The organism is Leisingera sp. JC1, assembly GCF_001679925.1.
GTDB lineage: Bacteria > Pseudomonadota > Alphaproteobacteria > Rhodobacterales > Rhodobacteraceae > Leisingera.
Map to the genome: position 1 here is coordinate 84,324 of NZ_LYUZ01000092.1, position 12,178 is coordinate 96,501.

At 62.9% G+C, this 12,178-nt stretch carries 12 protein-coding genes; 3 read left to right on the forward strand and 9 right to left on the reverse strand.

Going from position 1 to position 12,178, the window contains the following annotated elements; all coding sequences use genetic code 11:
* Nucleotides 1–9 precede the first annotated feature (9 nt).
* Nucleotides 10–474, forward strand: coding sequence for a PTS sugar transporter subunit IIA (locus A9D60_RS13150; protein ID WP_065268025.1), 465 nt, complete (start codon nt 10–12; stop codon nt 472–474).
* A gap of 283 nt (nt 475–757) precedes the next feature.
* On the opposite strand, the gene A9D60_RS13155 is transcribed toward A9D60_RS13150, so the two are convergent.
* The 8 genes from A9D60_RS13155 to cysQ all read right to left on the reverse strand — a co-directional run bounded on the left by A9D60_RS13155 (nt 758) and on the right by cysQ (nt 9,823).
* Nucleotides 758–2,194 carry a sulfotransferase family 2 domain-containing protein gene (locus A9D60_RS13155; protein ID WP_065268026.1) on the reverse strand — a complete coding sequence of 479 codons (1,437 nt, stop codon included), beginning with the start codon at nt 2,192–2,194 and terminating at the stop codon, nt 758–760.
* 6 nt (nt 2,195–2,200) lie between these two features.
* Entirely contained in the window at nt 2,201–3,901 is a 1,701-nt protein-coding gene (locus A9D60_RS13160; protein ID WP_065268027.1) for a DUF5927 domain-containing protein, read from the reverse strand.
* A complete protein-coding gene (locus tag A9D60_RS13165; RefSeq protein WP_065268141.1) occupies nt 3,898–4,884 on the reverse strand; it encodes a glycosyltransferase family 2 protein in 987 nt (328 codons plus the stop codon). The genes A9D60_RS13160 and A9D60_RS13165 overlap by 4 nt, the downstream gene beginning before the upstream one ends.
* A 193-nt stretch (nt 4,885–5,077) precedes the next feature.
* The gene (locus tag A9D60_RS13170; protein WP_065268028.1) at nt 5,078–6,118 is read right to left on the reverse strand and encodes a glycosyltransferase family 2 protein; all 1,041 of its coding nucleotides are present in this window, start codon (nt 6,116–6,118) and stop codon (nt 5,078–5,080) included.
* 2 nt (nt 6,119–6,120) lie between these two features.
* Nucleotides 6,121–7,104, reverse strand: coding sequence for a UDP-glucose 4-epimerase GalE (galE, locus tag A9D60_RS13175; protein WP_065268029.1), 984 nt, complete (start codon nt 7,102–7,104; stop codon nt 6,121–6,123).
* Nucleotides 7,105–7,153: 49 nt separating this feature from the next.
* Nucleotides 7,154–8,047, reverse strand: a complete 894-nt coding sequence (galU, locus tag A9D60_RS13180; protein ID WP_065268142.1) for a UTP--glucose-1-phosphate uridylyltransferase GalU — start codon at nt 8,045–8,047, stop codon at nt 7,154–7,156.
* Between the two features lie 178 nt (nt 8,048–8,225).
* Nucleotides 8,226–9,026, reverse strand: a complete 801-nt coding sequence (locus tag A9D60_RS13185) for a 3-deoxy-manno-octulosonate cytidylyltransferase (RefSeq protein WP_065268030.1) — start codon at nt 9,024–9,026, stop codon at nt 8,226–8,228.
* Entirely contained in the window at nt 9,026–9,823 is a 798-nt protein-coding gene (gene cysQ / locus A9D60_RS13190) for a 3'(2'),5'-bisphosphate nucleotidase CysQ (RefSeq protein ID WP_065268031.1), read from the reverse strand. Before cysQ ends, A9D60_RS13185 begins: the two co-directional genes overlap by 1 nt.
* 111 nt (nt 9,824–9,934) lie before the next feature.
* Here cysQ and A9D60_RS13195 point away from each other — a divergent pair, with 111 nt between their 5' ends.
* Nucleotides 9,935–10,756 carry an ABC transporter permease gene (locus A9D60_RS13195; protein WP_065268032.1) on the forward strand — a complete coding sequence of 274 codons (822 nt, stop codon included), beginning with the start codon at nt 9,935–9,937 and terminating at the stop codon, nt 10,754–10,756.
* The gene (locus A9D60_RS13200; RefSeq protein ID WP_065268033.1) at nt 10,753–11,397 is read left to right on the forward strand and encodes an SH3 domain-containing protein; all 645 of its coding nucleotides are present in this window, start codon (nt 10,753–10,755) and stop codon (nt 11,395–11,397) included. Before A9D60_RS13195 ends, A9D60_RS13200 begins: the two co-directional genes overlap by 4 nt.
* A 72-nt stretch (nt 11,398–11,469) precedes the next feature.
* Here A9D60_RS13200 and A9D60_RS13205 read toward each other — a convergent pair whose 3' ends face one another.
* A complete protein-coding gene (locus tag A9D60_RS13205) occupies nt 11,470–12,072 on the reverse strand; it encodes an alpha-ketoglutarate-dependent dioxygenase AlkB family protein (protein WP_065268034.1) in 603 nt (200 codons plus the stop codon).
* Between the last annotated feature and the right edge of the window lie 106 nt (nt 12,073–12,178).

Sequence of the window (12,178 nt, forward strand, 5' to 3'; positions counted from 1 at the left end):
AGCAGACACATGCAGATTTCCAGCATCCTCAAGCCAGAGGCCGTCCGGGTTATCGGTGCGGTCTCCAGCAAGAAGCGCTTGTTCCAGGAAATCGCGGATGTCGCTCAGTCGGCCTACGGGCTGGACGCGCAGCCCACGGTCGAGGCCTTGCTGGATCGCGAGAGCCTCGGCCCCACCGGGGTCGGCCATGGCGTCGCCCTGCCGCATGCCCGTCTTGAGACCATCAGCGAGGTCTGCGGCACCTTCCTGATCCTGGAAAAACCGCTGGAGTTTGGCGCCGTCGACCGCCAGCCGGTGGATATCGCCTTTGCCCTGTTCGCCCCCGAGGATGCCGGGGTCGAGCACCTGAAAGCACTGGCGCTGGTGTCCCGCACTCTGCGCGAACAGAGCTTCTGCACCAAGCTGCGCGCCAACCACGACCCGGCCACGCTCTATACCATCCTGACCGAAGGCCAATCCGTCCAGGCCGCCTGAAGCACCAGGCAGTGCCTGCCGCTGGTCCGCACTGCCACTTTCCCCGGCGCGCCTCACCTCTTCGGCACCGGCAATTCTCCCGCCCGTCATCGGCAGCCTGACGGCAGCGCTCTTCCCGTTGGGCCGCGCCCGGGCCGCGGCCTGCGGCCCCGGCCGGGTGGCGCTCCCCTCTTCGTCACATGCCGTCCTGAGAACCGCTATGGCAGCGGCAGGCCGTTCCGGCTGTTCAGCCCGCTGAACAGCCGGCGGGCGCGGGAGCTCCCGCTTTTGCTGTCGCGAAGGGTCAGCCCTGCTGCCAGGGACCGAATCCAAACGCCAGGTAATCGCGCTGGTAGACTGAGGCAATCAGTGCCTCCAGCTCCGCATCATAGATATCCGCCAGTGCAAAAGGCGTCTCCGGCCCGGCTTCCGGGACCGCCCCCGGCTCCATCCGGCCCAGCTTGCGGGCCAGCGCAGGCAGGTCTTCGCCCATCTCGTCCTCGCGGATCAGCAGATCCGGCGTGCCCAGTTCGGCGAACCCGGCCAGTGCCTGGGCTTGCGTTGCCCACTCCGCATCCACCCGCACCGGGGTTTGCCCGGCAAGGCTGGCGCGCACAAACTCCAGAAACCCGGCAAAGGCGTCACGGTGCTGGGCCCGCGAATATCCGGCGTCTGGCCCCGCCTCCGGAACCGGCAGTTTGAACTGCCGGCGCAGCGTGTTGCGGATCTGCCCGTAACTGCCCGCGCCAGCGTTCAGGATCCGCCGGCAGAACACGGCATGCGCCCGCGCCGCCGGATGGCGGAGAACTGTAAAGCTGCGGAACCCCTTGTTTCGGCGTTTCCACTGGCGCAACTGCTTCTGGTTCATACCCTGGACCAGGCTCTCCGGCGTCACCTGGTCCAGCCCGGCCATCCATTGCACCACGCCGGCCTCCGGCCCGCCCTTCAGGGGCAGATACAGGATCGGCGTCACGGCCCCCGCCACGTAGCCCGGCACCGCCGGGCCGCGGCGAGGTTCGAAATTCGGGGTCCGTGTCAGATTGAACCGGTCCATGCCGGCCAGCGCGTCCTGCATTTCTTCGGGATTGGCCACCTTGGCCAGCACCGGCGCCGGGTTCTGCCGCTTGAGACTGCCGTCAAGCGCCTCCAGCTGCTGCGAAACCCCCAGCCAGCGGGCCAGACCGTTCATCACTTCAAGGCTCTGCAGGTCTTCGTAGGCCACGTAGAACGCCGTCTGCCCCAAGGCCTGCAGCCGGTTCAGAAGACTGACCTGGAATTCCTGCAGCGCCTCCACATGGGCTGCAAACTCCGCTGCGTCAAACCGCGCCTTGGCGTCCTTGCGGCGCTTCACATCGGTCAGCTTCCACTGGCCGGTTTCCTGGGCAATCTTCCACGACACATAGCTGTCCAGCGGGTTACGGGTCAGGATGATCTTGGCGCAGCGCGGATCCTCCAGCATCTGGTCCAGCACCCGCGGATCGTGATCGTGAAAATAGCGAAAGCCCCCCAGAACGCTTGGCTCCGCCTTGATTTTCCGGATCAGACGCACCGGATCCGCGTCCCGCTCCGCTTGGGTCACACCCAGAATGTCCGCTCTGTTCGGGTAGCCGATGAAATGCGGATTAAACGCCTCGCCATGGCATGACAGCCGGTCAAAGGCATTCAGGTTGGTTTCCAGGAAATTGGAACCGGTCCGCATTTCGGCAAAAACGGCAAAGTAATCAAAGTAAGGATCAGACATAGGGGATTATCGCACCAGATAAGGTTTGCGCTGCGGCTTGGACGGGCTTGCAGGGCTATGTTCGACCGGAAAGTCCCCCATCAGATAAGGGTGCATGCCCTGGTTCTTCAGATTCTGCAGAAACTGCCCGAAGCCTTCAAGATCCGTCATCCTGGGGGCTTCGCTTAAATGCCGGGCCGACAGCGGACCGATTTCGTCAGCAATGGTTTGCAAAGGCTCCATCGGGGCTTCAACAAACTCTGCCATGGTCCAGATCCGCACCCGCGCCTTGGTCCATTGGGAGCGCAGGATCTGCAACTGCTCCGCCTCTCTCTGCTGCAGCCTGGCCGCCTCCTGGCGCAGCTCCGCGAAATTGCGGCTGGACTTGAACAGCGGAATCGCCCAGGCACCGCTGATGACTGAGACCTGCGCATTGGTATCCCGCGCCACCAGCCAGTTCACCGCCTGATTGCTGCGCGGCCCGAACTGAAAGCACTGCCGCTCGCCGCGGGTGTTCCAGATCAGGCTGGTCAGAAAGCTCTCCGGGTTATAGTCGCGCAATCCGGCGCTGCTGTTCAGGCAGCCGTTGATCAGGCTCTGCCCTTCAGAGAATTCAGCCCCATCCGGCGCGAAGATATGCCCGTGCACCTTGCTGCCGGTCGTGCGTGCCAGCCAGGTTTCGAAATCCTCGAACAGCTCGGAAAATCCCTGAAAGACCGAGTAAGGGCTGGAAGTGACCCCATTCTCGGATCCATGTCCGGGAAACCGGCTCTGCATATAGAGACCGGGCCGTCCGCGGGTGCGCCGCTCCACCGCCTTGGCAAAGATGCGGTCGATCTTGCCAGGGTTCGGTTCCGTCCGCTTCATTACCCCTGCCTGATCGCTCAGGAAGGCTTGATAGAGCCTGTTTGCATGCGGCCAGATCTTGCGCGCGACAAAACAGTCCGAGCGGCGCAAGAGCTGCAGATGATCGTCGTAGAAGATATGCGGCTTGCCCTGGAAATCGAACTTGCTCAGCGTCAGGGAGCGGCTTTCGATGTTGCTGGAGTGCAGCCGCGCCAGGGTCTGGAAGTAGCTTTCATCCGGGATCCAGACCTTGCGGAAATAGGTGTCATAGACCGGGCGCTCCGGATCCTGCAGGATCGCCGTCAGGGTCTTGCGCGTCAGGCACCACCACTGGCTGCCCATATGCGGCACCAGCCCGGGCGGGATCCGCCGCTTGAAGCGCAGTTTGCGCTGCAGGCTGACATAACGGTCGAACAGGTAGCGGTGCTTTTTCCACGAGAACGGGAACCGCAGCGTGAACCGCTCATGGCTGAGGCCGCCAACGATCCAGGGCACATCCGCGGTGGTGGCGCTTTCGATGAAATCGGTATCCGGGCGCGCAGCCAGGTATTCGGCCAGTTCCTGCACCGGCCTCAGCGGCAGGCAGGAACCGGAGGCCAGATAGACGTGGCGCACATCCGGAAACTCCGCCAGCATCACCTCCGACGCCGACTGCGAGGCCGCCACAATGCCCCAGGTCCCCCATTCGCAGCGGTGGCGCGCGGAGAACCGAACCAGCGGATTGCCATCCAGCGACTGACAGAAGCGGTCGAACACCGCACGGCTGACTTTGCGGTCCACGTGCAGCACCACCGGGCAGCCCGCTGCGGTCCAGTGGCCCACCACCTGCGCCGCGCGGTCCAGCGCAGTGTGCACCAGCATGACCACACCGACCGAGTTCATGCCCAGTTCCCCTTGGACATCAGCCCCAGAATTTCAAGCTGGCGCCAGTTGATGTATTTCTCGCTCCATTTGCACCACAGTTCCGGCTGCTCTGCCAACTTTTCGGCATAGGCCTTGTACTCTGCCGATCCGCCGTAATGCTGGCCCCGCACCAGCTCCTCCTCGGCCTTGGCGGTGAACGTGTCCAGGAACTTGGCGTGCAGCAGCATGCCGCTGGCCTTTTCTCCGCCATCGGTCTCATAGACCTGATTCAGCCCGCGCGGCAGCAGCGCATGCGTGGAGCTGGCATAGGCATAGCGCCGGTGCCATTTGACCAGCGGGATCTTGTTCAGCGCAGGCGCCTTCTTGGGCTCATCGGCAAAGAACACCCGCGCCCGCGGACCGCCCTGGATCCACAGGTTCCCGTATTCCGGATTGCGGCTGATGGTGTAATTGCCGCTGTCGAACCAATGGGCGATCTCCAGCGGGTTCTGCCCCGGCTGGTAAGGCACCTCGCCGATCCGCCCTTTGGGGTACACATCCAAGAGCATCGCCGAGAAGCTGCGGATTGCCGAATTGTCCAGCCAATCCGTCAGCGCCCGGATCGGCCTTGTGTCGCAGAACGGGTAGATGAAGAACTCATCCGGATCGACCACCAGCACCCAGTGATCATGCGCGTATTTGCGCTTGAGGTAGTTCATCCAGTCGATACCGAAGCCCGCGCGCTTATAGCTGGCAGCGGTGTGCCACAGCGAGACATCCTCCATCCCGCGCAAATATTCCACCGTGCCGTCGGAGGAGTCATTGTCCACGAACAGGAAATGATTGATCCCCATGCTGCGGTAGTACTGGAGGAAATAGGGCAGCCGGATCTGCTCATTTCGCATGGTGCAGACCAGCAGGATATCCCTTGGCCGGATCGCCCGGGTGTGGTCCTGCAGCACGGTCAGCTCACCGGATTTGCGCACCGCGCGGACCAGCCGCCGTTTGCGCCGCAACCGCATCCGGTAAGAATCCCAAAGCCCCACGTTTACTCCAAACCATTTTCCAAGGAGCGCACCCGCCTGCCGCGGCCTTCTGGCCACCGGCAAGTTTCCGCGCAATATGTCACGCGCTCAGTGTATTAACAATGGATTTAGAAACGGTTACGCAAGCGCACGGCGCAGCTGCAACAGTCAGGAAACTCTGCCCCTTGCGTCACCAGTCAACCGGCACCATCAATCCCAGCCCGGCCAGCTGATCCGGGCCCTGGTACCGCACCGCCCCGCTGTGCCACAAATCCGGGCCCCCGGTAATCCGGTCATAGTAGCCGTCAAACAGATGCGGCGTGTGGAAATGCTGCTGCCGCTGCTTTTCCGTTGCCGATTTGGAAACAATCTCCGGCAGGAACTTCGTATGCAGCAGCACCCCGGAGGGCACCGTGCCGTCCGGCCCGTCGTACAGCCCGTTCATCTGCGGCGGCAGCATGGAATGAGTGGAATTGACGTATGCGTAACGCCGGTTCCAGCGCACCAGCGGCAGTTTGTTCAGCGTGGGAGAGTATTCCGGCTGATCGTGGAAAAACACCCTTTCACGCGCCCCGCCCTGGACCCACAGGTTGCCCTTCGGCTGCTGCCGCACCGCCCGGTAGGGGCCGTCATCGAACCACTGCAGCACCTCGCAGGGGTCCTGCCCCGGCTCATAGGTCTGGCTGTCCAGCGGCCCCTTGGGATACAGGTCCAGCATCAAGGCACCGAACCCCTCACGGCCGTCCCGCTCCAACCGCTGCGTCAGGCTGCTCAGCCCGTGCGCCTCCATCCCGGAATAGACCAGCAGCTCATCCGCATCCACCGTCAGGCACCAGCGCCGGTGGCCGTGGCGGATCAGCAGCCAGCCCAGCCAGTCAAGGCCAAAGCGCGTGCCCCGGTAGCTGGCCTCCGTGCGCCACAGGGAGACATCCGGTTGCGCGGCCAGCAACTCAGCACTGCTATCGGTGCTGCCATTGTCCACCAGGAGAAAATGCGCGGCGCCCAGCCGCCGGTAGTGCTCCAGAAAATAGGGCAGCCGGGTGATCTCATTGCGCAGCACGGAAAAGACCAGAACACCCTGTGCAGGGATCTCCCGGGTGCGGTCCGCCACCTTCTGCAGCTGATGGCGCGCGCGCAGGGCCCGCCAAAGCAACCGCCGCCGCTTCCACCGCAGCCTGTAGGCCCCGGTGAGGCCCAGCGGCGGCAGATCAGGGGCGGCGGACTGTGCCATCCTCAGCTCTCGTAGTGGCCTGTCTTATGCCATTTCCAGGCGTCGGCGATCATCGTTTCCAGGGTAGATCGGCGCGGCTCCCAGCCCAGATCGGTGACCGCGCGGGTCGATCCCGACACCAGCTTGGTGCAGTCGCCCGCCCGGCGCGGGCCGGTGTTGCAGGGCACTTTCTGCCCGGTCACAGCTTCGGCCTTGTCCATCACCTCGCGCACCGAGAAACCGCTGCCGGTGCCCAGATTGAACACCTGGCTGCCCTTGCCCTCCTCCAGCCATTTCAGGCCCAGCACATGCGCGTCCACCAGGTCGCAGACATGCACATAATCGCGGATGCAGGTGCCGTCCGGAGTATCGTAGTCAGTGCCGAAGATGGTCAGCGCATCGCGCTTGCCGGCAATCGCATCCAGCACCAGCGGCACCAGATGGGTTTCGGGGCGGTGGAACTCACCCACCTCTGCCTCAGGGTCGGCACCCGCTACGTTGAAATAGCGGAAGATCACCGACCGCAGCCCATGCGCAGCACCGAAGTCCTTAAGGATATCCTCCACCGCGCGCTTGGAGGCGCCATAAGCATTCAGCGGCAGCTGCGGAGTGTTTTCATCCAGCACCACATTGTCATGCTCGCCATAGGTGGCACAGGTGGAGGAGAACACGAAGTCCTGACAGCCCGCTGCCACCGCGGCCTCGATCAGGTTGAGCGACCCGCCAGTGTTGTTGGCCCAGTAACGGCCCGGCTCGCTCATCGCCTCGCCAACCTGGCTGAGCGCCGCGAAATGCATCACTGCAGCCGGCTGATACTTGGCAAACACCTCATCCAGGCGGTTGCGGTCAGTCAGGTCGCCCTTCTCGAAGGGACCGAACTTGACCGCGTCCTGCCATCCGGTCACCAGGTTGTCGTAGGTCACGGGCGTGTAACCCGCCGCCTTCAGTGCCTTGCAGGCGTGCGAGCCGATGTATCCGGCGCCGCCGGTCACAAGGATATTGGTCACTGTCTCTGCCCCATGCGAACAAAGCCGCCCCGTAGGGCGGCCAGTGTGGTTACTGCGCGGCCTTGCCGACTTGCGCAATCTCGGTGATGTAGTTCATCAGATCGTCCCGCAGCTCATCGCGCGCCAGCGCAAAGGCAACAGTTGCCTGCAGGAAGCCCGCCTTGGAGCCGCAATCGAACCGCTGGCCGCGGAAGCGGTAGCCGTAGACCGGCACGTCCTGGGCAATGTCTTCTGCGATCGCGTCGGTCAGCTGGATTTCTCCGCCCGCGCCCTGCTTCATCTTGTTGAGGTTCTTCAGAACCGACGGCGCCAGGATATAGCGGCCGATGACCGCCAGGTTCGACGGCGCATCTTCCATCTTGGGCTTCTCGACCATGCCGTTGGCGGCAACCACCTGGCCCATATCGTCCTTCACGTCGAGCACACCGTAAGACGAAGTCTTCTCCGGCGGAACCTCCATCGCGGCAACCATGTTGCCGCCGGTTTCCTCATAGGCCTCGACCATCTGCTGCAGGCAGGGCTTCTCTGCCGCGATCACATCATCCGGCAGGATCACCGCAAAGGGCTCATTGGCGATCAGGCGGCGGGCGCACCACACCGCATGGCCCAAGCCCAGCGCCTTGTGCTGGCGGATATAGGCAATCGCGCCGGATTCCATGTCGGTGCTCTTGAGGATTTCCAGCAGATCATCCTTGCCCTTCTTGCGCAGCTCCTGTTCCAGAACCGGCGAGTGGTCAAAGTAGTCTTCCAGCGCGCCTTTGCCGCGCGAGGTGACAAAGATGAACTCCTTGATCCCGGCAGCGCGCGCCTCGTCGATGGCGTATTGCACCAGCGGCCGGTCGACCAGAGTCATGATTTCCTTGGGCACGGATTTGGTTGCCGGCAGGAATCTGGTGCCCAGGCCCGCAACCGGAAAAATCGCTTTGGTTACTTTTTTACGCATGATGTTCTCTCTGTACTCAAATTCCGCGCCGGACACAGGCACATGCACAAGACGCAGCAAAACTGGCGCGCATCATACCCGGCTTTCTCCAAAAAAATGTGAAGCAACTGCCCGCTGCCCCCTGCTGCCGTTCAGGGGCAGCATCCTGTTTGTTCTGTTTCTCATTACCATACAGCACTCACTCGAGCCCCATCTTCTTCATCATGGCTTCCAGCCGCGGCACGTCCTCCGGGTTGTTCAGTTCCCAGAACTCGCGGCCGCGCGCCTCCACCTCTACACACAGCACCTTGCGCCCGTTCTCAAGAAACCGCAGCTGCTCCAGCCCTTCGAGCCGTTCCAGCGGCCCTGTATCCCAATCAGGATACGCCGCCAAGGCATCCGGGCGGTAGGCATAGACGCCGACATGGTGAAAGACCGGCGTATTTTCGCCATCACCGTAAGCCTGACCGCAATAAGGCACCACTTCCTTGGAGAAATAGAGCGCACTATGGTCCGCGGCAAATACTGCGGTGGTGCCGCCGACCCGGCCGGCCTTGCGGTCGGCCAGCAGGCTGTTCAGCGTCTCGCCGTTGCAGCGCAGCACCGGTGTTGCCAGCCCCATGCCCGGCGCAGCCCGAAGCCCGGCCACCAGATCCTCGACAAACCAATGCGGTGTCAGCGGCGCGTCCCCTTGCAGGTTCACCACGATTTCATAGCCGCCGCCCAGCGCCGCATGCGCCTCCGCGCAGCGCTCGGTGCCGTTGGCGCAGGATTCCGAGGTCATCACGACCTCGGCACCAAAACCCTCCGCGGCCTGTTTGATGCGATCGTCATCCGTGGCCACGACCACCCGGTCCACGCCCTCAACCGAGCAGGCCGCCCGCCAGGAGCGCTCCACCAGCGAACGTTTCCCGCCGCCGGCCCCGGTCAGCGGCACCAGCGGTTTGCCAGGATAGCGGGTGGAGGCATAGCGGGCGGGGATGACGATCAGAACGGACATCAGGCTTCCTTCAGTTCCACAGCTGGTGCATAGGCGATGAAGAACGGGTTCGCATAGCCCTCTTTACCGTATTTCAGCGGGGAATGATCGTCAAAACGCACCACCTTGCCGCCAGCGCCAGCGAGCACCGCATGGCCCGCTGCGGTATCCCACTCCATGGTGCGGCCAACCCGCGGATAGAGATCCGCCTCGCCGGTGGCAACCAGGCAAAACTTCAGCGAGGAACCGGCGCTTTTGCTGTCCTTGACGCTGTATTTATTGATGTAGTCGTCAGTGGCCTGATCACGGTGCGATTTGGACGCCACCACCATCAGCGCCGAATTGTTGCTGTCGGCGACCCGGATGGGGCGGGTCTCGCCGATGGTCTCCGGATCAAAGGCGCCCGTCTCCTCCACCGCGCTGCCATCGGCCAGGGTGAAGAACATCCGCTGCCGCGCCGGCGCATAAACCACGCCCCGGGTCGGCACACCCTCTTCCACCAGCGCGATGTTGACGGTGAAATCGCCGCGGCGGTGGATGAATTCCTTGGTGCCGTCCAGCGGGTCAACGATCAGGAAGGTATCGCCGCGCTCCTTGTGCGAGGCTGCCTGCTCCTCGGTGACCAGCATCATGTCCGGAAACGCTGCCCGCAGCCCGGCCGAGATCAGCGCATCTGCCGCTTCATCCGCTGCGGTTACCGGGCTGTCGTCTGATTTCACCTTCACGTCGAAATCGTCGGAATTGTAGATCTCCATGATCTTCGCACCGGCCTCAATAGCCAGCTTGCGGATCACGGGCACCAGGTTTTCATAGGTCACGCGGGTCTCCCTGATACGGGTTTAATTGAAAATTTGCCTGTTGCCCCTTATGATCCGCAGACAGCAGAACGGCAAGCAGCCGCATCAGATAAGAGCAAAGAACGCAGGTTCATGTTTCAGCAGCGCACACAGCCTTCCTGGATGTCCGGCTTCTTCGCCTTGTGCGAGGTGGTATTCCATTCCATCGTGCGCAGTGTCCGCTCCAAGCACAACAATGCATTCATCGCGCTGGGCCTGAACCTGATGCAGACGATTTTGTTCGTGCTGGCCTTTTATGTGATGTTTGCGGTGCTGGGCCTGCGGGGCGCGGCCCTCCGCGGCGACTTCCTGCTCTATGTGATGTCAGGCGTGTACCTGTTCATGGTTCACACCAAGACTGTCAGCGCCGTCGCCGGCGCCGAGGGCCCCAGCAGCCCGATGATGCAGCACGCGCCAATGAACACGATGGTCGCCCTGCTGTCCGCCGCCATCGGCGCGCTCTATATTCAGGTTCTGTCGCTGATCATCATCCTGTTTGCCTATCACGTCGCCTATACCCCCGTGCACATCGAGGAACCCATTCCCGCATTCGGCATGGTGCTGCTGTCCTGGATCACCGGGTTCAGCGTCGGGCTGGTGTTTCTGGTGCTGAAGCCCTGGGCGCCGAGTTTTGTCAGCATCCTGATGATGATCTACCAGCGCGCCAACATGATTGCCTCCGGCAAGATGTTCCTGGCCAACACCCTGCCCGGCTTCATGCTGGCGATGTTCGACTGGAACCCGCTGTTTCACTGCATTGACCAGGCCCGCGGCTTCGTCTTCATCAATTACAACCCGCATTTCAGCTCCTGGCAGTATGCGGCCTGGGTGGCGCTGGTGCTGGTCGTGATTGGCCTGATGGGCGAATTCTACACCCGCCGCAACGTCTCCCTCAGCTGGAGCGCACGGCGGTGAGGCGGCTGCGCGCAGCCGCCGTTCTCTGGCTGGCCGTCCTGGCCCTGCCAGCCGCAGCGCAGCAGTTTCCCGCGCTCCACAGTGTCACCGGTGTTGCATCGGACGATGTGCTGAACATCCGCAGCGCCCCCTCCGCCAGCTCTGAAATCATCGGAACCCTGGCACCGGACCAAACCGGGGTAGAGGTGGTGCAGACTGACAGCAGCGGCAAATGGGGCCTGGTCAACAGCGGCGAGCAATCCGGCTGGGCCGCTCTGCGGTATCTGGACCGGGTCTTTTCCAGCAATTGGCACGAGCAACCGGAACAGGCTCTGGATTGCTTCGGCACCGAGCCCTTCTGGTCTCTGACACTGGATGAAGCTGCCATTTTCAGCACTCCGGACAGTCCGGGAACCCCCGTCACACTGTTGGCACGGGAACCGGCCGCAGGCCGCAGCGGCAAATCCGGCTTCCTCACAGCAAGCCAGAGCAGCAGCGAAACGTCCGCCCCCGAAGCGATCAGCCTGTCCGGCACCCTGACGGCAGAGCATTGCTCCGATGGCATGTCTGACCGGACCTATGGCATTTCGATCGACCTGCTGCGCCTGCGCAGCACAGGCCAGCTCGACGTCCTGACCGGCTGCTGCTCGCTGCTGCCCTAGCCGCCGGTCCCAAGACTTTTCAGAAAAAGTCTTGGCAAAAGTTTTCCGTAAAACTTTTGCGCCCCGCCGGGGTCATGTCACAACACGCAAGGTCAGGTTGATCCGCCCGCCCTTGGGCAGCAGCTGCGAGGATTTGAACCGGATCCGGTCCACCCCGTGATAGGTCAGCCGCGCCTCGCCCCCCATCACAACCACATCGCCCGAGCTCAGCCAGACCGATTCTGTCCTGCCGCCCCGCGTTTGGCTGCCGATCCGGAACAGCCCGTCATCCCCCAGCGAAATTGAGACCACGGGAAAGGAGAAATCCGCCTCATCCTTGTCCTGGTGCAGCCCCATCTTGGCGCCTTCTCCGTAGTAGTTCAGCAGGCAGCATTCCGGCTGCCGGTCCAGCCCGGTCAGCTCCGTCCAGATATCCAGAACCTCCGGCGGGATTGCAGGCCATTCCCGGCCCGCGGGATGCTGTTCCGCATAACGGTACCCGCTGGCATCGGAAAACCAGCCGAATTGCCCGGCCGAGGTCATCCGCACCGACATCTGCCCGCCGCCGGGCACCTTGGGTGAAAACAGGGGCGCCGCCTTCAGCACCGGCCGCAGCGCCTCAATCAGCGCCGCCTGCCGGGCCGGGTTCAGAAACCCCTTGTGAACATCAAATCCGCGCACCCGCAGCAGGGTCATTGCCGTTCATCCATCCTTAACCATGACCCGTGCAAAAAACCGCATTGATTCACGCCTCCGGGCGTGCCTGAGCGCTTGCAGGGCCGTTTTCACGTCCCTATATACG